This is a genomic window from Bradyrhizobium sp. USDA 3262 (assembly GCF_054060035.1).
Map to the genome: position 1 here is coordinate 907,939 of NZ_JBSSCT010000001.1, position 26,771 is coordinate 934,709.

The 26,771-nt window shown below is 66.1% G+C and carries 21 protein-coding genes; 10 read left to right on the forward strand and 11 right to left on the reverse strand.

The genetic code is table 11. The features are described from left to right. Positions 1 to 24: 24 nt before the first annotated feature. Together ACVWYP_RS04235 and ACVWYP_RS04240 are read left to right on the forward strand one after the other, a co-directional pair. Positions 25 to 1,422, forward strand: a complete 1,398-nt coding sequence (locus tag ACVWYP_RS04235; protein WP_304497854.1) for an MATE family efflux transporter — start codon at positions 25 to 27, stop codon at positions 1,420 to 1,422. Continuing rightward, positions 1,419 to 1,892: a DUF2867 domain-containing protein gene (locus ACVWYP_RS04240; protein ID WP_304497855.1), complete on the forward strand. Its 474-nt coding sequence runs from the start codon at positions 1,419 to 1,421 to the stop codon at positions 1,890 to 1,892. Before ACVWYP_RS04235 ends, ACVWYP_RS04240 begins: the two co-directional genes overlap by 4 nt. Positions 1,893 to 1,905: 13 nt before the next feature. On the opposite strand, the gene ACVWYP_RS04245 is transcribed toward ACVWYP_RS04240, so the two are convergent. Further along, entirely contained in the window at positions 1,906 to 3,045 is a 1,140-nt protein-coding gene (locus ACVWYP_RS04245) for an FUSC family protein (protein WP_304497856.1), read from the reverse strand. 162 nt (positions 3,046 to 3,207) lie between these two features. Here ACVWYP_RS04245 and ACVWYP_RS04250 point away from each other — a divergent pair, with 162 nt between their 5' ends. Next, on the forward strand, positions 3,208 to 4,578 hold the full coding sequence (locus ACVWYP_RS04250) for an MmgE/PrpD family protein (RefSeq protein WP_304497857.1): 1,371 nt from the start codon (positions 3,208 to 3,210) through the stop codon (positions 4,576 to 4,578). A gap of 200 nt (positions 4,579 to 4,778) precedes the next feature. Here ACVWYP_RS04250 and ACVWYP_RS04255 read toward each other — a convergent pair whose 3' ends face one another. The 4 genes from ACVWYP_RS04255 to ACVWYP_RS04270 form a co-directional block, all read right to left on the reverse strand. Further along, positions 4,779 to 5,069 (reverse strand): DUF1330 domain-containing protein, encoded by a 291-nt coding sequence (locus ACVWYP_RS04255; protein WP_304497858.1) that lies wholly within the window; start codon positions 5,067 to 5,069, stop codon positions 4,779 to 4,781. A gap of 127 nt (positions 5,070 to 5,196) precedes the next feature. Next, complete coding sequence (locus ACVWYP_RS04260; RefSeq protein ID WP_304497859.1) at positions 5,197 to 6,624, reverse strand: serine hydrolase domain-containing protein; 1,428 nt, start codon at positions 6,622 to 6,624, stop codon at positions 5,197 to 5,199. A 391-nt stretch (positions 6,625 to 7,015) separates the two neighbouring features. Continuing rightward, positions 7,016 to 8,089, reverse strand: coding sequence for an AraC family transcriptional regulator (locus tag ACVWYP_RS04265; protein ID WP_304497860.1), 1,074 nt, complete (start codon positions 8,087 to 8,089; stop codon positions 7,016 to 7,018). A gap of 31 nt (positions 8,090 to 8,120) precedes the next feature. Continuing rightward, complete coding sequence (locus ACVWYP_RS04270; protein ID WP_304497861.1) at positions 8,121 to 8,696, reverse strand: GNAT family N-acetyltransferase; 576 nt, start codon at positions 8,694 to 8,696, stop codon at positions 8,121 to 8,123. A 254-nt stretch (positions 8,697 to 8,950) separates the two neighbouring features. Here ACVWYP_RS04270 and ACVWYP_RS04275 point away from each other — a divergent pair, with 254 nt between their 5' ends. The 3 genes from ACVWYP_RS04275 to ACVWYP_RS04285 all read left to right on the forward strand — a co-directional run bounded on the left by ACVWYP_RS04275 (position 8,951) and on the right by ACVWYP_RS04285 (position 11,914). Further along, the gene (locus ACVWYP_RS04275) at positions 8,951 to 9,868 is read left to right on the forward strand and encodes a pirin family protein (RefSeq protein WP_304497862.1); all 918 of its coding nucleotides are present in this window, start codon (positions 8,951 to 8,953) and stop codon (positions 9,866 to 9,868) included. A 100-nt stretch (positions 9,869 to 9,968) separates the two neighbouring features. Then, complete coding sequence (locus ACVWYP_RS04280; protein WP_304497863.1) at positions 9,969 to 10,883, forward strand: phosphoribosylaminoimidazolesuccinocarboxamide synthase; 915 nt, start codon at positions 9,969 to 9,971, stop codon at positions 10,881 to 10,883. A 224-nt stretch (positions 10,884 to 11,107) separates the two neighbouring features. Next, complete coding sequence (locus tag ACVWYP_RS04285; protein ID WP_304497864.1) at positions 11,108 to 11,914, forward strand: crotonase/enoyl-CoA hydratase family protein; 807 nt, start codon at positions 11,108 to 11,110, stop codon at positions 11,912 to 11,914. A gap of 165 nt (positions 11,915 to 12,079) precedes the next feature. Here ACVWYP_RS04285 and ACVWYP_RS04290 read toward each other — a convergent pair whose 3' ends face one another. Then, the gene (locus ACVWYP_RS04290; RefSeq protein ID WP_304497865.1) at positions 12,080 to 13,450 is read right to left on the reverse strand and encodes an NAD(P)/FAD-dependent oxidoreductase; all 1,371 of its coding nucleotides are present in this window, start codon (positions 13,448 to 13,450) and stop codon (positions 12,080 to 12,082) included. 60 nt (positions 13,451 to 13,510) lie between these two features. Then, on the reverse strand, positions 13,511 to 14,212 hold the full coding sequence (locus ACVWYP_RS04295; RefSeq protein ID WP_225164358.1) for a GntR family transcriptional regulator: 702 nt from the start codon (positions 14,210 to 14,212) through the stop codon (positions 13,511 to 13,513). Between the two features lie 142 nt (positions 14,213 to 14,354). Here ACVWYP_RS04295 and ACVWYP_RS04300 point away from each other — a divergent pair, with 142 nt between their 5' ends. After that, entirely contained in the window at positions 14,355 to 15,251 is an 897-nt protein-coding gene (locus ACVWYP_RS04300; protein ID WP_304497866.1) for a transporter substrate-binding domain-containing protein, read from the forward strand. 203 nt (positions 15,252 to 15,454) lie between these two features. Here ACVWYP_RS04300 and ACVWYP_RS04305 read toward each other — a convergent pair whose 3' ends face one another. The 3 genes from ACVWYP_RS04305 to ACVWYP_RS04315 form a co-directional block, all read right to left on the reverse strand. Continuing rightward, the gene (locus tag ACVWYP_RS04305; protein WP_304497867.1) at positions 15,455 to 17,521 is read right to left on the reverse strand and encodes a TonB-dependent receptor; all 2,067 of its coding nucleotides are present in this window, start codon (positions 17,519 to 17,521) and stop codon (positions 15,455 to 15,457) included. Positions 17,522 to 18,142: 621 nt separating this feature from the next. Beyond that, positions 18,143 to 19,639: an NAD-dependent succinate-semialdehyde dehydrogenase gene (locus tag ACVWYP_RS04310; protein ID WP_304497868.1), complete on the reverse strand. Its 1,497-nt coding sequence runs from the start codon at positions 19,637 to 19,639 to the stop codon at positions 18,143 to 18,145. 241 nt (positions 19,640 to 19,880) lie between these two features. Then, the gene (locus tag ACVWYP_RS04315) at positions 19,881 to 20,204 is read right to left on the reverse strand and encodes a hypothetical protein (protein WP_028344328.1); all 324 of its coding nucleotides are present in this window, start codon (positions 20,202 to 20,204) and stop codon (positions 19,881 to 19,883) included. Between the two features lie 346 nt (positions 20,205 to 20,550). Between ACVWYP_RS04315 and ACVWYP_RS04320 the strand changes: the two genes are divergently transcribed. Beyond that, the gene (locus ACVWYP_RS04320; protein ID WP_304497869.1) at positions 20,551 to 21,744 is read left to right on the forward strand and encodes a serine hydrolase domain-containing protein; all 1,194 of its coding nucleotides are present in this window, start codon (positions 20,551 to 20,553) and stop codon (positions 21,742 to 21,744) included. Between the two features lie 308 nt (positions 21,745 to 22,052). Beyond that, positions 22,053 to 23,765, forward strand: coding sequence for an AMP-binding protein (locus tag ACVWYP_RS04325; RefSeq protein ID WP_304497870.1), 1,713 nt, complete (start codon positions 22,053 to 22,055; stop codon positions 23,763 to 23,765). Positions 23,766 to 23,910: 145 nt separating this feature from the next. Here the strand turns inward: ACVWYP_RS04325 and ACVWYP_RS04330 are convergent, their stop codons facing one another. Then, positions 23,911 to 24,912, reverse strand: coding sequence for an adenosine kinase (locus ACVWYP_RS04330; RefSeq protein ID WP_304497871.1), 1,002 nt, complete (start codon positions 24,910 to 24,912; stop codon positions 23,911 to 23,913). Between the two features lie 269 nt (positions 24,913 to 25,181). On the opposite strand from ACVWYP_RS04330, the gene murJ reads away from it, so the two are divergent. After that, positions 25,182 to 26,720, forward strand: coding sequence for a murein biosynthesis integral membrane protein MurJ (gene murJ / locus ACVWYP_RS04335; RefSeq protein ID WP_304497872.1), 1,539 nt, complete (start codon positions 25,182 to 25,184; stop codon positions 26,718 to 26,720). The last annotated feature ends 51 nt before the right edge of the window (positions 26,721 to 26,771 follow it).

The window sequence follows — 26,771 nt, forward strand, 5'->3', positions numbered from 1 at the left end:
GATTACCGTGCTAAGCGTGCCGTCATGACCTGCATCGACAAGATCGACCCGGCCGCGCCGAACGCGGCCGTTGTCGTCCCTCGCAACCTGCTCACGGCCGAGCTCGCGGAAACGCTGAAGCTCGCGGTGCCGCTCGCGCTGACGCAGCTCGGTCAGATCGCAATGATGACGACCGACCTCGCCTTCATCGGCCGGCTCGGCAGCGAAAACGTCGCCGCCGCGGCGCTGGCGCACACCGTGTATTTCGTCAGCTTCACCATCGGCATGGGCATGATGTCGGCGGTCTCGCCGCTGGCCGCGCAGGCGTTCGGCGCGCGCAACCCGCGCGTGATGCGGCGCGCGCTCCGCGTCGGCCTGTGGGCCGGCTTCTTCATGGTGCTGCCGCTGATGGCGCTGCCGTTCCAGGGCGAGCGCATCCTGCTCGCGCTCGGCCAGACCCAAGCCACCGCGCATCTGGCGCAGCAATACCTGTTCGGGCTCGCCTGGGGCATCTTGCCGGCGCTGTGGTTCATCGCGCTCCGCGGCTTCATGAGCGCCGTGAACCGGCCGGAGCCGGTGCTGTGGATCACGCTCGCGGCGATCCCGGCCAATGCGCTGATGGTCTACCTGTTGCTGTACGGCAAATGGGGCATGCCCGAACTCGGCATGTTCGGCGCCGGGCTTGCGACCACGATCGTCAATCTCGGCACCTTCCTCGCTGGCGTGTGGTTCGCGGCGCGCCGCCGCCCGTTCCGCAAGTACCACGTATTCAGCCGCGTCTGGCGCATCGACTGGCCGCTGACGGCCAAGCTGGTCGCCGTCGGCGCGCCGATCTCGATCGCCTTCCTGCTGGAATACGGCCTGTTCGGTGCGGCCGGTCTGCTGATGGGGCTGATCAGCACCACGGCGCTGGCCGCGCACCAGATCGCGCTGCAGATCGCGGCGATCCTGTTCATGGTGCCGTTCGGCGTCAGCATGGCCGCTACCGTGCGGGTCGGCCAGGCCGTCGGCCGCCGCGATACCGACGCGGTGCAGCGTGCCGGCTTTGTCGCGGTCGCATTGTCCGGCGTCTTCATGAGCGTCATGACGCTCGCGGTGATCCTGGCGCGCTTCGAGATCGCGGCGCTGTTCCTCGGCGAGGCCTCCGACACCACCGCGCAGCTCACCGCGGCGCTGCTGTTGATCGGGGCGACCTTCTTCATCGCCGACGGCATCCAGACCACCACCGCGGGCGCGCTGCGCGGCATGAACGACACCCAGGTGCCGCTGCTGTTCGCCGTCATCAGCTATTGGCTGATCGGCTTTGCGTCGGCCTCCGCGCTCGCCTTCGGGGCCAGGCTCGACGCCGCCGGTGTCTGGATCGGGCTGTCACTCGGGACGGCGGTCTATGCGACCCTCCTTGTCTTGCGTTTCCGCCTGCTGGCACGCAAACTGGCCAAATGAGGGTCGACGAAGTCACACCGAACGTGGACTCCGCCGCGCTGCTCGCCGGCGCGCAGTTCATCGATGCGTTCCGGATCGCGACCACGCGTCCGGACCTCGACGCGCGCCACGCCGCCGAAGCGATGGTGACGCGCCAGCCGCGCTGGTTCGAATGGCTGATCGCCTTGCGCAATCTCCTGGTCGCGCCGCTCGGCCTGAAGACGTCAGGCGCAACTGAGGGCGTGGCGCGCGACATGATCGGGATCTTTCCGGTGGTCAGCGAAACGCCGGAGCGGCTGGTTGCGGGCTTCAACGACAAGCATCTCGACTTCCGGCTCGTCGTCGACGTCGCGCCCGCAGGGCCCGCGCGCAGCATCACCGCGACCACGCTGGTGCTCACCCATAACTGGCTCGGGCGGGCCTATCTTACGGCGATCATGCCGTTCCACCGCCTGATCGTGCCCGCGATGCTGCGCAAGGCCGTAGACTGAGCCCTGCTCCATCTTAAGCCGCGCTCTTCTCCGGCGTGTCGCCGACGATCTTCTCCGAGGCGTCGGCGTTGGTGCACCAATTGCCGTGGCAGCGCTTGAGGTCGTTGAGATTCTGCCGCATCTGGTCGAGCGAGAAGCCGAGCGCGTAGAAGCGCTCGGCGGCATCGACCGGCAGGCCGCGGATCAGGCCATCCCTGCGGACCGCGGCGACCTCCTCGCTATAGGCATGCAGCGCGGCATCGACCGGCGCCATGTCGGCCGGGCCGCTGCCGGCGCGCAACGCGGTCGCGACCGCCACCATGTAAGTCACGATCGCCTTGCTGACGTCGGCCAATGGCCGCGCCAGCCTCGCCTGGATATCGGCCGGCAGCGGCACCACACAGGCGCGCCCGATCATCACGACGTCGTGCCGCAGCCGCTGGATGGTCCGCAGCAACGGGCCGGTGTCCGGCCCCGACGACAGATGCATCGAGCGCTCGCGCTCGGCCTCGAGGCCGGTCGCGTGCAGATTGCTCACCGCGGTGCCGATGCCGTCCTGGATCCGGTGCAGCGCGTCGTTGTCGAGGCCGCGGGTCAGGCCGGCGAGCAATTCGGCGAACGCCGCCGACAGCAGCTCCAGCAGGTTCGATGCATTGACCCTGATCTGGCTGACCGCGCGCGACGGCAGCACCAGGAACGAGATCAAAAGCCCGGTGAGCGCGCCGACCGTCACCTCGAGGACGCGGTCGATCGCGGAATCCAGCGGGTTGGAGTGATGCATCGTCGGCAGCAGCAGCACGATCACCGCCGTCACCGTCGCCGAGTTCAGGCTCGGATTGAGCGCGGCGATGAAGGCCAGCGGCACGATCGCCAGCACCAGCAGCGCCAGCAGGCTGCCCTCGCCGGAATGCGGGATCAGCACCGCGATCGCGCCGCCATAGACGGCGCCGCCGATGGTACCGAGCATGTAGTCGCGGCTGGCCTTCAGCGAGCGTCCGACGCTCATCTGGGTCACGATCAGCGAAGTCAGCACCGCCCAGAGCGGCAGCATCAGGTTGAGCGCCAGCGCGATGGTATAGGCCGCCACGCCGGCGGACGCGATCCGGACCGCCAGCGCCAGCTGCGTCTTGCGGGTCCAGAGCTGGTCGAACATGCGTTTTGCGAAGGTCCTCATGCACCGTGATCCGCAATCAAAGGAAAGGCCCGTGTTACATGACTTGAAGCTAACCGACCTGAAGCTAACCGATCTGGAGCATGGCAGCTGCCCGCGGCGGCAAGGTGGCTTGAAAGGCCTGACCTGCCCGCCTACCCTGCGCCTCAAAATTGAGGAAACACGATGGCCCACGAAACCGCAACGCTCGCCGCCTATGTCGCCGACCTGAAATATTCCGACATTCCGCCGGAGGTGCTGGAGCGCGCCAAGGTTTTGACGCTGGATTTCCTCGGCAGCACCATCCGCGCCCGGCGCGATGCGGAATCGACGCCGTCGCTGATGAAGATGCTGGAGGCGCTGGCGCTCGACGGCAAGGGCGAGGCCACCGTATTCGGCGACACCAAGACCTGGACCCCGGCGGTCGCCGCGCTGCTCAACGGCGCGCTCGGCCATTCGCTCGACTTCGACGACACCCACGCCGATTCCTCGCTGCATCCGAGCGCACCGGTGGTGCCCGCCGCGTTCGCGGTCGGCGAGATGGTCGGCGCCTCCGGCCGCGACGTGCTGACCGCGATCGTCGCCGGCTATGAAGTGTGCTGCCGGCTCGGCAACGCGCTCGACCCGACCTCGCATTACGCCCGCGGCTTCCACCCGACCGCGACCGCCGGCACCTATGGCGCCGCCGCGGCAGCAGGAAAGCTGTTCGGACTGTCGAAGGAACAGATCATCTCCGCGTTCGGCGTCTCCGGCAGCCAGGCTGCGGGCTCGCTGCAATTTTTGGTCAACGGCGCCTGGAACAAGCGCTACCAGGTCGGCGCCGCCGCGATGAACGGCGTGATCGCCGCGACCCTGGCGCGCAACGACTTCGTCGGCTCGAGCGAGGCGGTCGAGGGCAAGCACGGCCTGCTGGTCGGCTATAGCGACGATGCGCATCCGGACAAGGCGGTGGCGGGCTTGGGCCACACCTATGAGACGCTGAAGATCGGCGTGAAGCCGTATCCGAGCTGCCGCTACACCCACGCCGCGATCGACGCGCTGATCGCGATGCGGCGCGAGCACAATCTGACGCCGGACCAGATCAGGAAGGTCGAGATCGGCCTGCACCGCAACGGCATCACGCTGACCGGCGACGCCGCCACCAAGCGCCACCCGACCTCGGTGGTCGGCGGCCAGTTCTCGATGTTCTTCACCGGCGCGATCGCGCTCGACCAGGGCCATTTCGGCTGGGACGATTACGACCGGCTGGGCGATGCGGCCATCGACGCGCTCGCCGACAAGTTCGACGTGGTGCAGGACGACCGGCTCGAGATTGGCCGCACCCATCCGTTCGGCGCCCGCGTCTCGATCACGACAGATGACGGCACCCATGAGCGCCTCTATGCCGATCCCTCCGGCGAGCCGACCTCGTTCCCCGACGCAAAGGCGATGCAGCAGAAGTTCCTGACGCTGGCCCGCCCGGTGCTCGACAAACGCGCCGACCAGCTCGCCGACGCCATCCTGACGCTCGAGCGCTTCGACCGCGTGGAGAAGGCGACGCAGCTGGGGCGGCAGTAAGTCTGCACTCGTTGTTACAGCGCGGGGCTGCGCGCCACACCCACCACTGTCGTCCCTGCGAAAGCAGGGACCCATACTCCGCAGCAGATGTTGTGAATGGGATTCGTCGTTCCAGCGTCACGCAATAAGCGGCATTTGTGGTTATGGGTCCCTGCGTTCGCAGGGACGACACTGAGTTTGGGAGAACACGAGCTCCTCGCCTACTCCGCCCCATCAATGATCACAAAATCCCCATCCGAGTATTTCTGCCGGATCGCCTTCGCGGCCTGATATTCCGGGCAGGTGTAGCATTCCATCGCGGTGGCGCGATCCTTGAATTCGATGACGAAGTTGCGCTGGCGCGTTGCGCCTTCCATCACCTCATAGGGGCCATTGCGCACGATGAAATTGGCGCCGTATCTGGCGAACACCGGCATCGCGGCGGCGAGATAGTCGGGATAGCGGGCTTCATCGTGAACCGTGACGTGCACGATCCAGTAGGCTTTCGGCATGATGGTCTCCGGCTGACGCGTGCTTCAAGAAACTATGGCGCCTCCTCGCGAGATGCGCCACAGCATCAGAAAATTCCGGAGGCCGAGATTCAATTCACGATCGCGCGGGTGTTGTGTGACATGCCGGTCAATTGCCGCCCGCGAGCCGCGCGCTTGCAGACGTCGCTGTGACGACATCACGGACCAGATCGAACACGCCGTCCGCCTCGGTCGGCATGTTCGGCGAGCGGCCGAGCCGGACGATGACGAGGTGCTGCGACGGCACGATAATCACATACTGCCCGATCGTGCCCTTGGCGAAGAAGGCATCGCGCGGCCAGCCGTGCGCGACCCGGTAGTTGGCGCCAAAGCTGTCGCCGAGATCGGTCCAGAACCCCGCGCCGATGCCGACCCAGGCGTGCGGCGTCGGCGATGCGGAATACTTGACCCAGCCCTCAGGCAGGAGGCGCTTGCCGCCCGCCACGCCGTCATCGAGGTAGAGCTGGCCGAACCTTGCCCAGTCGCGCGCGCTCGCCATCATCGCGCCCGATCCTTCCGGCGTGCCCGCCGCATCGAACTGCATCACGACATTGCGCATGCCGAGCGGTCCGAACAGCTCCTCACGCGCGAAGCGCATCACATCAGCCGCATGCCCGCCGACGGCGTTCCGGATCAGATGCGAGAGGATCAGGTAGTTGCCGTCGTGATAGTTCCAGACCCGGCCGGGCGCGCTCTCCAACGGAGCGCTCTCGGCGAAGGCGGCCATATCCGATTCCATGAACTTCATGCGGTTGACCGGCTCGAGCACGGATGCCAGCGACGCCTGCAGCGAACTGCCGAGTGCGAGGCCCGCGGTGTGGCGCAACAGCTGATCGACCGTGATGGCGTGCCGCGGATCTTTCGGATCCTGCCAGGCCGCGATCGGTACCGGCCGATCGACCGCCAGCTTGCCGTCGCGCACCAGGATTCCGATCAGCGCCGAGATCACCGATTTGGTCGCGGAGAAACCGAGCAGCGGCGTGTCGGTGCCGACGCCGTCGGCGTAGCGCTCGGCGACGATGCGGCCGTCCTTCATCACGACAACAGCGCGGGTGCGGCGGAACGGCGGCTCCGCGGGCTCGGCAAAGGCGCGGTCGAGCGCGGCCGCAAGCTGCGGGGTTTGCGGCGCGACGAGCGCGGGGCCGGCGATCTCGGGCAGCAACGCGGCCTGCGGCCTCAAAGGCGGCGACGCAGTCTCGCCCAGCGTCTCGCCATGGTCGAGCGTGCAGCCCATGCCCTCGCGATAGACCGCATGGCTGCGGCCGAGCCCGAACAGCGTCACGGCGACGTCCTTGCGATCGAGGTCGACCTCGGTGTCCATCGCCCAGGTGATCAGGCCGGCGCCCGGCATCGCGTCCGTGGTCTCGGTCAGGTTTCGCCTGGGGTCGAGCCCGCTGACGAAGGTCTCCGAGCAGATCACATTGGCAACAAAGCCGGTCGCGACCTCAGGCACATCGCGGGCGCGGGCGGCAGACAGCACCAACGCACCGAACGCGGTGGTGGCGGCGAGAATGAAGACGAGCTTTCGACGGGTCACGGGATCCTCCTGCATGGCGCGATGGGCATGGCCAGGATCAGGCCGCAGGGGGTGCGATAGCGCTCGCCGGATTCGAAAATCGGGCTGGCCGAGAATTGGCGGCGGCTGGCCGATTCTGGAATTTTATAATGATTACAACGGCTAGAATCGCGAGCTGCGTGCTTCGTGAGGAGAGCACGCCAGTCGGGCTCCCTCCCCCCTTGCGGGGGAGGGTTGGGGAGAGGGGTAGGCCCCGGGCGAGATGGTCGATAGATTCGTCGCTATCGCAGATCGCTTTCCCCCCTCGCCGAGGGAAATCTGAAAGAGCGCGTCGTGTGGTACCCCTCTCCCTAACCCTCCCCCGCAAGGGGGGAGGGAACCCTACCACGGTGCGTCCCTCACATACGCGGGGTCACGCCACACCCGCCTTCAGCCGCCGATACTCCGTCGGGGTCACGCCTGTTGTCGCCTTGAAGGCGCGGTTGAAGGGGCCGAGCGACTGGAAGCCGGCGTCCATCGCGATGGTGATGACCGGGACCTCGGCCTGCGCGGGATCGGCGAGCGCCGCCTTGGCCTCCTCGATCCGGTGGTTGTTGAGGAAGACGTTGAAATTGCGGTAGCCGAGCCGCTGGTTGATCAGCCGCCGCAGACGATACTCGGGGATCTTCAGCCGGGTCGCCAGCGTGCCGATGGTGACATTGTCGTGGCGGTAGATGCGCTCGTCCGCCATCAGCCGCATCAGGGCATCGACCAGCTTGCGGTCGGTCGCCTCCTCGGCCGCGGCTGGCTTCGTCAGCACGACGGCCTCCGCCGGCACCGTGAACAGGTCGGCGCCGTCGACGCGCATCATCGCCCAGGTGATTGCGGCCACGATGACGGTGAGCACGGCCGCGTTCATCAGGTTGGCCCATTCCACTGTCACGCGGCTGCCGGCATAGGCTATCTGAAGCAGCGCATTGAATCCGCCGTACAGCGCAGACGCGGCGACGATGAAGACGCGGACACGGCGGCGGCGCTCGACCAGATCTGCCGACCATGATCCGATGGTTTGCGCCACCGCGAGCGCAACGAACACGAGCGAGAGCGAATTGACCATGGTGATCGCGAGCCGTGCGTGACCGGCGGGTGCGATCCACATGCAACTGACGAAGCTGTAGGCCACGACTGCGGCCCAGATCAGGCCGTGCCACCAGCGCAGCACAAACGCGTCATCGAACAGCGCGCGCGTGAACAGCCAGAACACCACGATATCGCCGGTCGAGAGCGCGATCAGCGGCGCATGCCAGTCCGAGACCGGCGGCCCGGCACCGATCGACGCGGTCACCGCATGCGCGGCCGAGCCGAGCGCGAAAGCGGCCGCAAGGCGCCCGGAAAGCGCCTTGCGAAAATCAGTCAGCAGCAAGGCGGCAAGCACCAGCAGCAGCGCCACGCTGGCGCTGCGCAGGCAGAGTTCAAGTGCGGCCCAATCCGAAGCAGCCGATGTCATCGCCGAACAATCGTCGGTCGGACATGGTTTTTCAAGATGGCTCGCGCTGCCAGCGCTGACGCGATGTCACCCAGATATCGACCACATCGCCCTCGAGCCTGCCCGGCCCCTCGTTCACGGCACCGAGTCGCCGCGCCACCGCCTGCGAGGCGACGTTGGCCGGATCGATGCAATGGATGATGCGGTCGACCGTGAAGTTGTCGAATACCCAATCGATCGCGGCGCGCGCCGCCTCCACCGCGTAGCCCTTGCCGCGGCGCTCTTTGGCAATGCCCCAGCCGACCTCGAAGCCCGGCCATTCCGGCGGAAAATACGGGCCGACGCGACCGATGTAGCGGCTGGAAGACTTCTCCTCGACCGCGAACATGCCGAAACCGTGCAGTGCCCAATGACCCGAGATGACGGCGGCATTGCGCCAGCCCTTCAGCTCCGACGTGACCGGCTGATGATCCGGCGTGATGAAGCGCGCCGTCTCGGGATCGGACAGCATTTTCGTGTTCTCAGCGACATCGGACGCGCGCCACGGCCGCAGGATGAGCCGCGCGGTCTCGATCACGGGACCATCGACCCGCAGCAGTCTTGCGCCTGGCTTGATCAGAGAAACCATCACTGTCTCCGGTTTCCAAGTTTGTACTTGCTGCCATCGAGAGCAGGTGCAAGCCACAGGTAATTCGTCGTCCCTGCGAAAGCAGGGACCCATAACCACCGATAACACTTGGTGAGCAGGGCTGGGGCCGCAGCCTTCGCAGAACTAGCATCGGTGGTTATGGGTCCCGGCTCGCGCTTCGCTTGGCCGGGACGGCGGATAGAGTATGATCGCGGCAAAAGAGTATGATCCAGTAAAACTGCAAGGAGTCCGACATGAGCTGGCAGCCCTCGACCGATCCCGAACTCGGCGATCCCAAGACCTGCGACGCGCTGGATCTGATCATCGTGCCGCGCACCCGCGATCTCGGCGACGGCTTTGCGGTGCGCCGCGCGCTGCCGCACGGCAAGCGCCAGATGGTCGGGCCCTTCATCTTCTTCGACCATTTCGGACCGGTGCAGTATCTCGCCGGAAAGGGCATGGACGTGCGGCCGCATCCGCATATCGGGCTCGCCACCGTCACCTATCTGTTCGACGGCAGCATCATGCACCGCGACAGCGAGGGCAACATCCAGGAGATCCAGCCCGGCGCGATGAACCTGATGACCGCGGGCCGCGGCATTGCGCATTCCGAGCGCTCGCCTGACGTGCAGCGCCGCGACGGCCAGAAGATGCTGGGCCTGCAAAGCTGGATCGCGCTGCCTGCGGGCAAGGAGGAGATCGCGCCGTCGTTCCAGCATTATGGCGCGGGCGACCTGCCGATGATCTCCGAGCGCGACTTCACCGCGCGCATCATCGCCGGCTCCGCGTTCGGCATCACCTCGCCGGTCAGCATGGTCTCGCCGTGGTTTTACACTGAAGTGACCGCGAAGGCCGGCACATCGGTGCCGCTCGACCCCGACCATGAGGAGCGCGCGATCTACCTCGTTGACGGCGAGGTCGAGATCGCCGGCGACCGCCACGAGGGACCGCGGCTCCTGATCTTCCGGCCCGGCGACCGCATCACCGTGAAGACGCTGCGGCCGACCCGCATGATGTTCCTCGGCGGCGACGCGCTGGAGGGGCCGCGCCACATCTGGTGGAATTTCGTCTCGTCCTCCAAGGAGCGGATCGAGCAGGCCAAACAGGACTGGAAAACCGGCCGCTTCACGCAGGTTCCGCACGAACACGAGTTCATTCCGCTGCCGGAGTGAGCTATTTCCTGTGATAGGCTTGAACGCCCGCACGCCTCGTGTGCGGGCGCTCGTCTTTGCAAGCCACCTATTTTGAAAAGCCACCTTGAAAGATCACGCCATGACCGCGATGCTATCCAGCGATTTGCCCCTGCCCCGGATCGGCCGCGGCAAGGTGCGCGATATCTACGCCGTCGGCGACGACCGCGTGCTGCTGCTGACCACCGACCGAATCTCGGCATTCGACGTGGTGATGGCGGAAACCATTCCGATGAAGGGCGCGGTGCTGACCCAGATCAGCGCCTGGTGGTTCCGGCAGCTCGAGGGCACCGTGCCGCATCACATGATCAGCGCCGATGCCGACGAGATCATCCGCGCGGTGCCTGAACTGAAGGATCATCGCGCCGACATCCTCGGCCGCGCGATGCTGTGCAAGCGCACCACCGTGTTCCCGATCGAATGCGTGATCCGCGGCTACATCTCCGGCTCGGCGTGGAAGGAATACGCGGCCGATGGCACGCTGGCCGGCGAGAAGCTGCCGGCCGGCCTGGTCGAGAGCCAGAAGCTCGAGCCCGCGATCTTCAGCCCGGCGACCAAGGCCGAGGCCGGCCATGACGAGAACATCACGGTTAAGCGGGTGCGTGAGATCGTCGGTGCCGACGTCGCCGCGACGCTGGAGAAGATGGCGCGCGACGTCTACGGCTACGGCGAACAGACCAGCCGCGCCCGCGGCATCATCATCGCCGACACCAAGTTCGAGTTCGGCCGCGACAAGGACGGCCGCATCATCCTGATCGACGAGGTGATGACGCCGGATTCGTCGCGCTTCTGGGCGGTCGATGCCTACAAGCCCGGCCAGCCACAGCCGAGCTTCGACAAGCAGCCGCTGCGCGACTATCTTGACGTCGAGCGCCATGCCGGCCGCTGGAACGGCGACGCACCCGCCCCGCCGCTACCTGCGAGCGTGGTGGATGCGACGAGCAAGCGGTATCTGGAAGCATATCGCCGCGTGACGGGAAGCGAGCTGAAGGTCTGATCGGTCGTCCGTAGCGTGGGTAGAGCGAAGCGAAACCCACGATCTCGATCCGCGGCACGATGGTGATGGGTTTCGCTACGCTCTACCCATCCTACGAGCTGAAGGTCTAGCTGCACCATCGGCGCGCTCGCTCCACGGAATTGCGCCTTCCGTGGCGGGATTGCGCGCACCTCACCTCTGATGGCACTCTCCGGGCACAACAAGAACAGCCTAGGGAGCGCCCCATGCCTGATGCCGATACCGTGCTCGTCGAGCGCGACGGTCCTGTCACCATCATCTCCATCAACCGTCCGCACAACCGCAACGCCGTCGATGGCGCCACCGCGCGCAAGCTGTATGACGCGTTTCTCGCCTTCGATGCGGACGCGAGCGCATCCGTCGCGGTGTTCACCGGCACCGGCGGCTATTTCTGCGCCGGCGCCGATCTGAAGGCGGTGGCGGCGGGCGATCCCGAGAAGAAGCGCGAGGTCGGCGGCCACGACACGATCGCGCCGATGGGACCGAGCCGGCTGCGGCTCTCGAAGCCGGTGATCGCCGCGATCGAAGGCTTTGCGGTCGCCGGCGGCATGGAGCTCGCGCTGTGGGCCGACATGCGCGTCGTGGCCGAGGACGCGACCTTCGGCGTGTTCTGCCGCCGCTTCGGCGTGCCACTGATCGATCTCGGCACCATCCGCCTGCCGCGGCTGATCGGCCATTCGCAGGCGATCGATCTGATCCTCACCGGACGCCCGGTTGCCGGGCCCGAGGCGCATCGCATGGGGCTCGCGAACCGGCTGGTGCCGAAGGGTGAGACGCGCGCGCACGCCATCGCGCTCGCCAAGGACATCGCGAGATTCCCGCAGAACTGCCTGCGCGCCGACCGGCTGTCGGCGCTGCGGCAGTGGGACCTCGACGAGGAAGAGGCGATCAGGAACGAGATGCGCGGCGGGCTCCAGGTGATCGCCTCGGGCGAAACGCTGTCGGGCGCGGCGCGCTTTGCCTCCGGCGTCGGCCGTCACGGCGCCTTCGGCAATGAGGGCGGCCACGGCTGACACGCACATCTCGCGCGCGATCGCCTTGCCAAACCGCACCATCGCCGTGCTGCGTCGCTGAAGATGCGTAGCCCGGATGGAGCGAAGCGCAATCCGGGGTTATCGCCGCGCGGCGGCATGGGTCCCGGATTGCGCGTCGCTCCATCCGGGCTACGAAGATGAGAACTACAGCAATCCGCGGCTTTCGCTCGCTGCGAGCTCGGCCATCAGCGCCTTGTCGTCATAGCGCGCCAGCGAGAGGCTGCGGGCGAACGCGGGTGCCGGCGCGCCGACCACGGCGCGGGCACAGAGATCGCCGGTGGCGCAGGCGCCCATCGTGCCGTAGCCCGACAGCGCCGCGGCGAGGAACACGTCCGGCGTCTTCGCGGCACCGATCAGCGGCCAGTTTTCCTTCGTCATCGGATAGTAGCCGCCGTAATGCACGCGGTCGCGCGGCAGGGCGCCGAGATATTGCGCGAGCCGTGGTTGCAACCGGCTCGCGGCGCGCAACACGACTTCGGGAAAATAAGGGTTCAGCTCCGGCTCGCGCACCGGTTCTGTGGTCTGCTCGGCGTTGAAGGCCCAACCGAGCTTGATCCATTCGCCGTGATCGCCGCCGTCGGGCCGGCAATGGATGCTGCCCGGCATCGGCGCCAAGAGGCGCGCGAATTCCGGCGCAGCTGCCAGCGCCTCGCGCTCGTCATCGGACCAGGCCAGCGTCTGACCGTCGAGATCGATCGCGAACGGCATTTTGCGATCGACCGCGCGGTTGCGGTCGGCGAACGCGATCTTCTGCTGCAGCACGTTGATGATCGGCAGCTCTTCGCCATGCATCGCCGCGACCTGCGCCGCGAACGGGCCCGCGGCATTGACGATGATGTCGGCCTTGATGGTTTGCCGCGCGCCATCGGCCAGCACATCGACGGCGAAGCGGTCGGTCTTCGCGATGCCGAGCAGCCTCGCCTGCTGGAATTGCGCGCCCAGCGGCCGCATCGTTTCCAGCATGTACTGGCCGAGCTGCTGGCCGCTGATGTCGCCCGCGCGGCGGATATGCAGCGCCGTCGCGACGTCCTTATCGAAGGTTGGGTAATGGGCCTGGATCAGATCGCGGCCGAGCAGGACGTCGACGCCGTCGGGCGCGCTCTGCCGGTCCGCCGAATGCGCCGGCAGGTAGCCGCGGCTTGCCCCCTCGTGCAGGCGGATCAGCTTTTCGGCCTGCTCGCCATAGCCGGCATGGAGTTGCTGCAGCAGTTCCTCGGGTTTTTCCTCGCGCGTGACCAGGAGATAGCCGCGCCGGGTCATGTGGATGCGGTTGTCGCTGCGGCGCGCGATCTCCTCCATCAGGTCCGTGGAATGGTTGGTGAAGTCGGCCATCGTCGGATGCGGCCACCAGTTGCGGTAGTTCTCGCCGGACTGCGCCGAGGTCAACGCCATCGGCTGGCCTTCGTCGACAATCAGCACGCGCAAACGCTTGTGCTGAACGGCGAGGTAATAGGCCGCGGCGATGCCGACGATTCCCGCACCGATCACCAGGATTTCGACGTCATTGGTCTTCACGCGCACTCTCCTGCGGCCGCGTAGCGCGGCCCGCGATCACTCACATTGTCTGAACGACGATCAGGCAGGGCGACCCTCGCCCGCATCCCGCAACGCCTGGCGCTGCGCCGAGCGCAGCGTCTTCTGCGTCTCCTCGATATGGTCGCGCAGCAGCCGGACCGCCTTCTTGACCTCGCCGTCGCGGCAGAATTCGAGCAGCCGGTAATGCTCGCGCTGCGGTCGCTCCTTGCCGGTCGCCTGCGACACCAGCGCCCGGGTGAAGCGGCCGACATGGCCATAATTCGCCTCGATCATGCCGAGCAGGCGCGGGCGATTGCACGGCGCGTAGAGCGTTGCGTGGAATTTCCAGTTGAAGGCGCCCCATTGCGCCGGATCGGGCTCGGCATCGTAGGCGCGGAGGATTTTCGTCGCCGCCTCGAGATCGATCTCGCCCATGGCCGGGATCGCCAGGCGCAGCGCGTGGCATTCGAGCGCGATCCGGATCTCGAGCAGTTCGATTACCTCGTCGATCGAAAGATCCGAGACCACCGCGCCGCGGTTGGGCAGGAAGGTCACAAAACCCTCGGCCTCGAGCTGGCGCAGCGCCTCGCGCACCGGGATGCGGCTGGTCCCGAACCGCGCGGCGAGCTCGTCCTGACGCAGCTGCAATCCGGGCGCGAGCTCGCCCGAGCTGATCGCGGCCCGCAATGCCTCGCGCACGGCGTCCGGCGCGGAACCGTGGGGTCCGGCCCCTCGATGGCTGGTGACGGTTGCGGGCTCCATCCGACTTCTCTCTCGCTGCGTGGCGGGATCGGGATATCCGACCCAGCTCTGATTGTATAAAATCAGTTTGGCCGATTATGCAATGCTGTGTATAAAATCTTGCCTCATCGTATCCAACATTGCCAGCGTTCGCGAGCACCCGATGCATCAAGCCGCCAAGCGATTGATCTGCCTAGCTTTTCTTGCGGCGACATCCGCCCCGGCACAGGCCCAATCGTCCGGCGGCACCCTGGCCAAGATCCGCGATGCCGGCGAAATCCGGCTCGGCCACCGCGACGTCTCGGTCCCGTTCTCCTATCTCGACGACAACCAGAAGCCGGTCGGCTTTGCGATGGACCTTTGCACCCGGATCGTCGATGCGGTGAAGGCCGATCTCAAGCTGCCGGCGCTGCAGACCAGGCTGCAGCCGATCCAGCTCTCCACCCAGATCCCGCTGATCGAGAACGGCACCATCGACATCGTCTGCGGTCCCGCCACCAACACGCTGGAGCGGCAGAAGGTCGTCGCCTTCAGCAACACGATCTTCGTGTCGAGCATCCGCGCGGTGGTGCAGAAGGACGCGCCAATCAAGACCTTTGAGGATCTCGGCGGCCGGCCGGTCTCGCTCACCTCGGGCTCGACCTCGATCGGACTGTTGAGCGCACGGGCCCAGGAGAAGAACTTTCAGACCAAGAACATCCTGACGGCGGACCACGCCGCATCGTTCCTCGCGCTGACCACCGGGCGGAGCGAAGCCTTCGTGATGGACGACATTCTGCTGGCGAGCCTGATCGCCGGCAGCCGCAACCCTGCGGACTGGCGCATCATCGACGACAGCCTGCGCACCGAACCCTACGGGCTGATCATCCGCAAGGGCGATCCGGAGTTCAAGGCGCTGGTCGACAAGACGCTGGTCGCCATGATGAAGAACGGCGAATTCCAGGAGCTCTACGCAAAATGGTTCACGCGGCCGATCCCGCCGAAGAACGTGAACCTGAATTTTCCGATGACGGCGCCGCTGAAGGACGCCGTCGCCAACCCGAACGACAAGGGCGTGTGAGGCAATCGCCGGATCGGCGACGGATCTTTCGCAACACAGCCGCGACGTCTGAGCGGCCACCGCACACCAGCGTGCGGCGCGCGATGGCCCTCGGCTTTTCTGCTAGAGCTTTCCCGTTCCGATGGAATCGGAACGGGGCTCTAGATTCTTGTTTTGACGCGTTTTCTTCACGCGAACCGGTATCCACTTCGCTCGAAAACGCTCTAGAAATCCACCGTCATGGAAAGCCACAGCGTCCGCGGCATGCCGCTGATCACATAGCCGGTTGGATTGCCGATCCAGTAGTGCTTGTCGAACAGATTGGTCAGTGACGCCCTGAAGGTGGTCGGACGCCCCGCGAGGGTTGTCGCGTAGCGCGCACCGATGTCGAAGGTCGCCCAGGCGGGGACGCTTTGGACGTTGTCGGCGCTGACATAGGCCCGGCTGGTGTAGATGGCACGCGCCGTCGCGGTGAGGCCGGGCACGAAGGGCGTATCCCATTCGACACCGAGATTGCCCTGCAGGTCGGGCGCGCCGATCGCGTGATTGCCGTCGTAGAGGTGGCCCTGCGTTTGGGTGAGCCGGGCATCGAGCCAGGTCACGCCACCGAGAACGCGGACGCCGGGCGTGACCTCGCCGAATGTATTGAGCTCGATACCGCGGTTTCTCTGCTCGCCATCCAGACTGTAGATCTTGGTGACGGGATCGATCACCCCGCTCGGTTGGCTGATCTGGAACGCGGCAAGGCTCGCGCCGAAGCCTCCGAGATCGAGCTTGGTGCCGACCTCGACTTGTCGCGTCTTGAACGGCGCAAACACCGCATTGGTATTCACCGCGCCGGAGGGCGGCGTCGGCCCCGGCGTCAGGCCTTCGATGTAATTGGCATAAAGCGAGAGTTGCTTGATCGGCCTCACCACCAAGGCGATCGAAGGCGACGTCGCGCTATCGTCGTAGTGTGTTGTTTCCAGGCCGCTGACCGGATTGAAGCTGTTCGCGATCACCTGCTGCTGGCGCGCGCCCACGATCACCTCCAACAGGCCCCCCATCGTCGTGATGGTGTCGGCAACACCGACGCTGCGCAGCCCGAGGAAGCCGGACTTGCCCTCCTGGAATGTCGATACCGGCGTGCCGGCGGTCGTCAGCAAGGTCGGTCTGTAGATGTTCGTCAGGTAGGCCGCGTAGTTGGTCTGGCCGAGCCAGTCCGTCCGGTTTTGCGCGCTGCCGCTGACCACGACCTCGTGGCCGATGTGACCCGTGTCGAAACGCGCGCGTACACCCGCCTCGCCTGAGGCGCCCTCCGACTTGCCGGTCTGGAATCGGGACGTGCCCCGCGCATCGCCCGCGCTATTGAGAATCGTCGCGCCCGGGTCTTCCTGCTTGTCGTAGCGGAATTGGTTGGCGCCAACAGCGCCAAACACGGTGACGCTGTTGCTGAGATCGTATTCGGCCCTGGTCAAGCCGGTCAGGCTCTGCGACCGCGCATAGTCAAACGGTTGCGCGAGATTGATGCGCGGATCGGGGGCGCTCGGCATTGCGATGCCGGGCACGGGCGTGTAGCCGCGCTGGGCCGCCTTCATCCAGTCGTCCTGGGAGATGATGTCCGCCGACCAGCGAAAGCGCTCTCCATGATAGTCGACGCCGAGCGAGCCCACGCCGTTGCGCGCCGACTGCCGATCGATCGTGGTGTTGCCGCCGTCGATCCCGCCGTTGAAGCGAACGCCCCATTCCTTCTGTTCGCCATAGCGCCGTGCGAGGTCCAGCTCCGTTCCAAAACGTCCATCCGAGATGTAGCCGGCGGTCAGGCGCGTGATGTCTTCCGCCGCCCGCTTCGTCACGACATTGACCGTGCCACCGATGCTGCCTTGCGGAGCCATTCCGTTGAGAAAGGCACCCGGCCCCTTGAGCAGCTCGATGCGCTCGATGGGAGCCGGATTGATGCGGTAGGCCGGAACGAGGCCGTAGAGTCCGTTCAAGGCGATTTCGCTGTTCTCGACCCGGAAGCCGCGGATGGTCAGCGCGTCGTAACGGTTGCTGCTGCCGATCGCAGCACGCACCGACGGATCGGAATTGGTCAGCACTTCCGCAACGCTGGTTGCCTGCTGATCGCGGATCGTCTTCTCGGTGTAGCTCGTCAGACTGTACGGGGTCTCCATGTAGTCCTTGTTGCCGAGCAGGCCGAGTTGCCCGCCGCGCGCGACCTGGCCGCCGATATAGGGCACGGGCAACGCCGCCTGCTGCGCGCCGGCCGTCGGCGCGGCCGCAGCCTGCGGCGCGTGCTCGCGCCTGCTCACCTGACGCGGTGCCGACGGGCGCACTGAGCGCGACGACGACGGCCTCCGAACCGGCGTGGCTCGATGCTGTGGCGCGGTGACGACGACTGGAGGCAGCGGCGCAACGCTGCTCGCGGGTGACTGCTCAAGCGACTGGGCGAGCGAAGGGACCGCGGAAAGGAGGAGAGACGCGCACGCGAATTGAAATGCGCGTGGAGCGTTTGAACTGACGAGCATGAGGTCCCCGGATTCTTCGTGGCTTCGCCTCGAACATCATCAGGGTTCGAGCGCGACCACCGGGGCATAAGCAGCATGCGTTGTGAGGCCAACTAGAACGCATCTAAGCAACGGGGATAACACCTGCTGCATGAAGCGACATCGATGCGGCAGATTCCGCGTTTCGATTATTCTTTCGCTGAATCGGCGTTTGCGCGCATGCGGCTTGCTTCTAATCGACACCTTCGAGGTTAGAGGAATTCTTGATGCGAGCGTCGTCGCGATCGACGCGCTGCATCCAACCGTCGCGGTGAATCGTCGCAGACCGCGGATGCCGGCGGACGGAGCGATCGACAGCGACGACCGATGGATTCACCGGCATGCGTCCCCTCGCCCGCCGGGGCGAAGGGACACGCAGCCCGGCGATCAGACGCCGGCCATCATCACGTATTTGATCTCGACATATTCATCCATGCCGTGGCGCGAGCCTTCGCGGCCGAGGCCCGATTCCTTGACGCCGCCGAACGGCGCTACTTCGGTCGTGATCAGGCCGGAGTTGACGCCGACCATGCCCGACTCCAGCGCCTCGGCGACGCGCCAGACGCGGCCGATGTCGCGCGAGTAGAAGTAGGAAGCGAGGCCGAATGGCGAGGCGTTGCACATCGCGATCACGTCGGCCTCGTCCTTGAAGCGGATCACCGGCGCGAGCGGGCCGAAGGTTTCCTCGTGCGACACCAGCGCGTCCGGCCGCACGTCCGAAAGCACCGTCGGCTCGAAGAAGCTGCGGCCGAGCGACGAGCGCTTGCCGCCGGTCACGATCTTGGCGCCGCCCTTCACGGCGTCGGCGATGTGCCGCTCGACCTTCTCGATCGCTTCCATGTTGATCAGCGGCCCCTGCGTCACGCCAGCTTCCGTGCCGTCGCCGATCTTCATCTCCGCGACCTTCTTCGACAGCTTCGTGACGAACGCGTCGTAGATCTTGTCCTGGGCATAGAGACGGTTGGCGCAGACGCAGGTCTGGCCCATGTTGCGATACTTCGAGACGATGGCGCCTTCGACCGCGGCATCGATGTCGGCATCGTCGAACACCACGAACGGCGCGTTGCCGCCGAGCTCGAGGCCGAGCTTCTTCACGCCGACCGACGCCTGCCGGTACAGGATCTTGCCGACCTCGGTCGAGCCGGTGAAGCCGACGAAGCGCACCGCCGGATGCTCGCACAGCACCTTGCCGATCGGCGGCGCATCCCCGGTGACGATGTTGAACACGCCCTTCGGCACGCCGGCCTTCTCGGCCAGCGCAACGAGCGCGAGCGCCGACAGCGGCGTCTCGTTGGCGGGCTTCAGCACCACGGTGCAACCGGCCGCCAGCGCCGGCGAGACCTTGCGGGTGATCATCGAGTTCGGGAAATTCCACGGGGTGATGGCGCCGCAGACACCGATCGGCTGCCGGATCGCGAGCAGACGCGCGTCCGGACGCTGCGTCGGGATCGTCTCGCCATAGACGCGACGCGCCTCTTCCGCGAAGAATTCGACATAGGCGGCGCCGATATCGACCTCGCCGAGCGCTTCCGCCAGCGGCTTGCCCTGCTCGGAGGTCAGGATCAGCGCGAGGTCCTCGCGGTTGGCGATGATCAGATCGAACCATTTGCGCAAGATGTTGGAGCGCTGTTTCGCGGTCAGCTTGGCCCAGGCCGGAAACGCGCGCTCGGCGGCCTCGACGGCCTTGGTCGCGTCGTCGGCGCTCAGCTGCGGGATCTTGATCAGCTCGACGCCCGTCGCCGGATTGTTGACGGCGAATTCGGGGGTGCCGACCCAGGCGCCATCGATGTAGCAGCGGTCGCGCAGCAGCGAGGGGTCCTTCAGGCGGCTTTGCAGGGAGGATGCTGCGGATTGGGTGGCGCGTGCGGCAACGGGCGGGGTCATGGCGTTACTCCTGTCATTTCTGGAATTTCTTGGGGGTGTTCGCCGCCTATATAAGCGGAAAGCCGCTGCGATGCACCGGCGCCGGGCGCGACCCTGCTTGGATGCAAACGCGGCGCGATTGTTGGAGGGTTGTCATTCCGGGGCGGCTCTAGGAGTCGAACCCGGAATCTCGAGATTCTCGGTGCGCAGTTGCGCACCTGAGGGTTCGATGCTGCGCATCGCCCCGGAATGACGGCTCTGATCAGACTGCGCCGCCGGACATATAGGTTTCACGACGGCCGATCATGCGCTCGGCCGCGGCCTTGGCGTCCGCCTTGGTCGAGGTCGCGCAGGTCCGGTATTCGAGGTCGGCCTGCGTCCGCGCATCGCGGCGGCCGAACCAAGATTTGGCGCCGGACCGCAGCAGCGCCAGCGCCTGCGCGACATTCTCGACGGCCTCGAACGAGTGCAGTGCGCCGGTACCTGCGTAGCGGACTTCGTAGAGACCTGGGCTGATCGGCGCCTCGATATTCTCGCCGCGGCCCGGCCGCGGATAGCGCTTCCATTCACTCCATGTCGAAATCATTGCTGCGCCCCCGCAAGGCGGGAAATGACGAATCTTTTCGTCAAATCCGGTCCAATCCGCCGCACCGTTTGTGCAGCGATCTGAATGCGTTAATGCAAATAATCAGGTACGAAAATCATTCCTTGATCACGTTACCGTGGCCGCTTGCGGAGGTCACCGGGACTTGCGCGGCGTCCCCTGCAAAATCTGCGCGCGTGGTGAACGTCTCCCGACCAAGGCCGTTCCTAGCGGCCCGGCCTTCACGACATCGCGACATCGTCGCATCGCGCCCGCCTTGCGGGAGCGGAAAAGCGGGAGGATGATCCGCCCACTTCAAAACAATAAACCCCACCGGAGGAAGCCCCCAATGCAGAGCAAGGCCCAGATCGATCAGGTATTGCGCCAGAAGAGCGAGGCAAAGGAAATTCCCGGCGTGGTCGCCATCGCGGCCACCGGCAAGGACGTGATCTACGAAGGCGCGTTCGGCAAGCGCGACCTCTCCAAGAGCGATCCCATGACGGCGGACAGCGTGTTCTGGATCGCCTCGATGACCAAGGCGGTGACCTCGGCGGGCGCGATGCAGCTTGTCGAGCAGGGCAAGCTCTCGCTCGATGAGCCGATCGGCAAGCTGTTGCCCGATCTCGCCGCGGTGCAGGTGCTTGACGGCTTCGACGCCAAGGGCGAGCCGCAGCTGCGGCCGGCGAAAAAGCCGATCACGCTGCGCCAGCTGATGACCCACACCGCCGGCTTCGCCTACGACATGTGGGACGCCAATCTCGGCAAATATCTGGAAAAGACCGGCACGCCCGGCATCATCACCTGCCTGAATGCCGCGCTGAAGACACCGATCATGACCGACCCCGGCACGCGCTGGGAGTACGGCACCAATATCGACTTCGTCGGCAAGGCGGTGGAGGCCGCATCCGGCCAGAAGCTCGATGCCTATCTGCGCGACAACATGTTCGCACCGCTCGGCATGAGCGACACCGCGTTCAAGATCTCCGACAACATGCGCAAGCGGCTGGTCGGCATGCATGCCCGCGGCGAGGACGGCACGCTGGCGGCAATCCCGTTCGAGCTCGAGCAGAATCCTGAATTCCACATGGGTGGCGGCGGCCTGTATTCGACGGCGGCCGACTACATCAAGTTCTGCCAGATGATCCTCAACAAGGGCAAAGGCAACGGCAATCAGGTGCTGAAGGCCGAGACGGTCGCGACCATGGGGCAGAATCACATCGGCGAGCTCACCGTCGGCAAGATGACGACGGCCTTGCCGGTGTACACCAACGATGTCGATCTCTATCCTGACATCGTCAAGAAGTGGGGACTGAGCTTCCTCATCAACACCGCCAAGACGCCGGAAGGCCGCAGCGCCGGCAGCCTCGCCTGGGCGGGCCTTGCCAACACCTATTACTGGATCGATCCGTCGCGCGACGTCTGCGGCGTGATCCTGACGCAGCTGTTGCCGTTCGCCGACAAGCACAGCCTGGAAGCCTTCGCAGGCTTCGAGAAGGGCATCTATGCCGGGCTCGACGCCGGCAGCGGGCAGCGGGCGGCTTAAAATATCCTCTCCCTCTCCCCGTTCTTACGGGGAGAGGGTTGGGGTGAGGGGCTGCTTCCGCGAGCTCTGACCACGGTGAGACCTGTACCCCCTCACCCGGAACGCATCTTGCGATGCGTTCCGACCTCTCCCCGCAGGCGGGGCGAGGTGAAGCGGGGACCGCTGTTCCATTTCGGCCCTTAATCCCTCCCCTCACGGGGAGGGATTTTTCGTACCGGCCATTGGTCGGGCCTGTCCCGTCAGCGCCAAACGACTAAGATCGCGCAAAAAAGCGCGGCCACGCGAACACGACCACGAGGAGGACGAGCTTGGCACCCACACCCAAGGGAGACGGCAAGGCAGACAGCTATGTGTGCGGCATTTCCGATGCGCCGCTGCTCGGTGAAACCATCGGCCGCAGCCTCGACCGTGCACGGGCGCGCTGGGGCGAGCGCGAAGCGCTGGTCTCGCCGAGCCACAACGTGCGCTGGACCTGGAACGAATTCGCCTGTCGCGTCGAGGCCTTGGCGGCGGGCTTTCTCGCGCTCGGGCTGCAACGCGGCGAGCGGATCGGCATCTGGTCGCTGAACCGGCCGGAATGGACACTGACGCAATTCGCCGCCGCGAAAGCCGGACTGATCCTCGTCACCATCAATCCGGCCTATCGCCTCAGCGAGCTCGAATTCGCGCTCGGCAAGGTCGGCTGCGCCGCGATCGTGACGGCGACCGCATTCAAGACCTCGGCCTATATGGAGATGCTGAACACGCTGCTGCCCGAGCTTGCGAGCTCCGAGCCCGGCCATCTGCGCTCGGCGCGGCTGCCGCAATTGCGCGCCGTGATCCAGATCGGCGGACCGGCGGCGCCGGGCACCATTCCGTTCGATGCGGTCGCGCAGATGGGCGGCGAGCGCCATCGCGAGCAGCTTGCGGCGCTCGGCGAGAGCCTGCAATTCGACGATCCCGTCAACATCCAGTTCACCAGCGGCACCACCGGCTCGCCGAAGGGCGTGACGCTGACCCATCACAACATCCTCAACAACGGCTACTTCACCGGCCGCGCCATGCGCCTGACTGAGCAGGACCGCATCTGCATCCCGGTGCCGCTCTATCACTGCTTCGGCATGGTGATGGGCAACCTCGCCTCGGTCACGCTCGGCACCACCATGGTCTATCCCGGCGAAGGCTTTGATCCGCTGGCGACGCTGACCACGGTCGCGCAGGAGAGATGCACGACCTTGTACGGCGTGCCGACCATGTTCATCGCCGAGCTCGACCATCCCGACTTCGCGCGCTTCGATCTATCCTCGCTGCGCACCGGCATCATGGCCGGCGCGCCCTGCCCGATCGAGGTGATGAAGCGCGTCAACACCGAGATGAACATGCGCGAGGTGACGATCGCCTACGGCATGACCGAGACCAGCCCGGTGAGTTTTCAGAGCGCGACCGACGATCCGCTGGAGCGCCGCGTCTCGACCGTCGGCCGCATCCATCCGCATGTCGAGGTCAAGGTGGTCGATCTCGACGGCAAGGTGGTGCCGCGCGGCGAACGCGGCGAGCTCTGCACCCGCGGCTACAGCATCATGCTCGGCTATTGGGACGAGAAGGAAAAGACCTCAGACGTGCTCGACGCCAATGGCTGGATGCACACCGGCGACCTCGCCGTGATCGACGACGAGGGCTACTGCAACATCGTCGGCCGCATCAAGGACATGGTGATCCGCGGCGGCGAGAACCTCTATCCGAGGGAGATCGAGGAATTCCTCTACCGCCATCCGAAGATCCAGGACGTGCAGATCTTCGGCGTCGCCGACGAGCGCTATGGCGAGGAGCTGTGCGCCTGGGTCAGGATCAGGCAGGGCGAAACGCTCACCGCCGACGAGGTCCGCGCCTTCTGCCATGGCCAGATCGCCCACAACAAGATCCCGCGCTACGTCGAGTTCGTCGACGAATTCCCGATGACGGTGACCGGCAAGATCCAGAAATTCGTGATGCGCGACGCGGTGGAGCAGCGGCTGGGATTGAAGGCGGCGAAGACGGCGTGATGCCGTTCTTCCCCCTCTCCCGCTTGCGGGGGAGGGTCGGGGTGGGGGCTTTCTCCGCGAGTCATTCCGTGGAGAGAGCCCCCACCCGCCGCGCTTCGCGCGTCGGCCTCCCCCGCAAGCGGGAGAGGCGAAGAAAGACTACGCCTTAAACCAGCAGCCCCTGCCGCTTCGCCAGATCCTGCAGCGACACCAGCGGCCGGGCGCCGATGTGCTGGATCACCTCGGCGGCGGCGAGCGCGCCGAGCCGGCCGGCATTCTCATGGCCGACATTGCGCACGAGGCCGACCAGGAAGCCGGCGGCGAACAGGTCGCCGGCGCCGGTGGTGTCGACCAGCCTGTCGATCGGCGAGGCGGGCGCCGCGACGACGCTGTCGCCGGAGATCACGACGCAGCCCTTCTCGCTGCGGGTGACGACGCCGAGCTTGGTGTCCTTGCCGAACTGCTTCAGCGCGGTGTCGAAATCCGAGGTCTGGTACAGCGAGTGCAGCTCGGACTCGTTGGCGAACACCAGATCCACGATGCCCTTGCGCATCAGGTCGAGGAATTCGTCGCGGTAGCGATCGACGCAGAACGAATCCGACAGCGTCAGCGCGACCTGGCGGCCCGCGCCGTGCGCGATGGTCGCCGCCTTCACGAAGGCATCCTTGGCGTTCTTCGGATCCCAGAGATAGCCCTCGAGATAGATGATGCCGGCGGCCGCGATCTGGGCCGGATCGATATCGTCCGGCGTCAGGTCCTGCGCGGCGCCGAGATAGGTGTTCATGGTGCGCTCGCCGTCCGGCGTCACCAGGATGTAGGAGCAGCCGGTGGCCGGGCCGGTCTTGGCCGGCGCGGTGTCGAAGGCGACGCCGGCGGCGCGGATGTCGTGGACGTAGAGCTTGCCGATCTGGTCGTCCTTGACCTTGCCGACATAGGCGGCGCGGGCGCCGAGACTGCCGACGCCGACGATGGTGTTGGCAGCCGAGCCGCCCGACATTTCGGTCGCCACGCCCATGTCGCCGTAGATCGCGGTGGCGCGCACCTCGTCGATCAGTTGCATCGAGCCCTTGGTCATGCCGTGACGGGCAAGGAACCCCTCGTCGGTCTGCACCAGCACGTCGAAGATCGCGTTGCCGATCCCAAGAACGTCGTATTTTGCGTCAGCCATAGACCTGCCCTGTGTTAACGCCACCCAACAAGAGTGGCGGCCTATCACGTTCAGGCTCGGGGCAGCAAGGGAAGGGCTGCTGCTAGTTCCGTCATCCCCTCGCCTGTAACCCGTCATCCTGAGGTGCGAGCCTCTTGGCGAGCCTCGAAGGATGGACGGCCCGACTAGTGGCCGATGCATCCTTCGAGGCTCGCTTCGCTCGCACCTCAGGATGACGGGGCTGACGGAGTGGCGCTGGCAGCAAAGCGCGCTACTGCTATACAGACCCCATGTTCCGCTCCTTCCTCACGGTCTCCTCGGGAACGCTGGCCTCGCGACTGCTCGGCTTCGTGCGCGATTCCGTGATCGCGGCGCTGCTGGGTGCAGGGCCGGTGGCGGATGCGTTCCTGGCGGCGTTTCAGCTCGTGAATGTGGTGAGACGGCTGCTGGCCGAGGGTGGACTGAATGCCGCTTTGGTGCCGGCCTGGCTGAAGGCGCGCGATGCCGGCGGCTTGGACGCGGCAACCGCCTTTGCCGGCCGCGTGCTCGGCACCATCAGCGCCGCCGTGATCGCGGCCGCGCTCGTCATCGGCGTGCTGATGCCGCTGGTGATCGCGGCGATCGCGCCGGGGTTCGTCGGCCGCGACACGCTGCAATTCGCCGTCGACTACGCACGGCTGATGCTGCCCTATCTCGCCTTCGCCGGTCCGGTCACCGTGATGATGGCGCTGCTCAGCGCCCAGGGGCGCTTTGCGCTGACCGCGTTCTCGCCGCTGTTGTTCAACATCGCGCTGATATCAGTGATGGCCGTGCTGCTGGTGCGGCAGCAGGAGCCGGCGCAGGCGGCGATTGTCATGGCGGCGACGATCGGCATCGCCGGCTTCCTGCAACTGTCGATGCTGGCGCTGCGCGGCGCGAAACTCGCTTCGCCGCTCAGCGTGTCCTTCGATCCTGACATGCGCCGCTTTCTCGGCCGCGCGGTCCCGGGCATGGTCGCGAGCAGCGCGCCGCAATGGCTGATGGTGGCAGGCGCGGTGATCGCATCGACCTCGCCATCGGCGGTGTCCTGGCTCTATTTCGCCAACCGCCTGCTCGAGCTGCCGCTCGGCATTGTCGGCGTCGCCATGGGCACCGTGCTGATCCCGGAGATGACGCGCGCCGTGCGCAGCGGCGAATCCAGCGCGATCGCGCATGCGGAATCGCGTGCCCTCGAGCTGGCGGTCGGGCTGGCGCTGCCGGCGACGCTCGGCCTGATGGTGCTGAGCGAGCCGATCGTGCGGATGCTGTTCGAGCACGGCGCGTTCACCGCCCAGGATAGCGCGGCAACCGCGCAAGCCTTGACCTGGCTGACGCTGGCCTTGCCGGCGCATGTGCTGGTGAAGGCGCTGTCGCCGGCATTCTTTGCGCGCGAGGACACGCTGACGCCGCTGCTCGCGACGCTGAAAGCGGTCGTGGTGGCGATCGCGGCGGCCTTCCTGCTCGGCCAGATCTTCGGTGCGAGCGGAATTGCCGCAGGCATCGCGCTCGGCGCCTGGAGCAACGCACTGGCACTGATCCGCAAGGGGGCCGCGACCTTCGGCTTCTCGATCGATGCCGATGCGCGCCGCCGGCTGCCGCGCATCCTGGCCGCGGCGCTCGCGATGGGCGCCCTGCTCTGGCTCGCGCAGGGCGCGCTGCCGTCAGCCGGCAGCCACGGTTTCGTGCAGGCAGCCTCCCTGCTCATGCTGATCGCCTCAGGTATCGCCGGTTACGGGCTGTTCTTGCAGCTTTTCGGCGTCACCGGCTGGCGCGAGGCGGTTAACGCCGTCAGGCAAAGGCGCCCCGCCTGACTTGCGCGCGCGGAGCTTAAGTGGCAAACGACGCGGCAAAACTAGCCATTT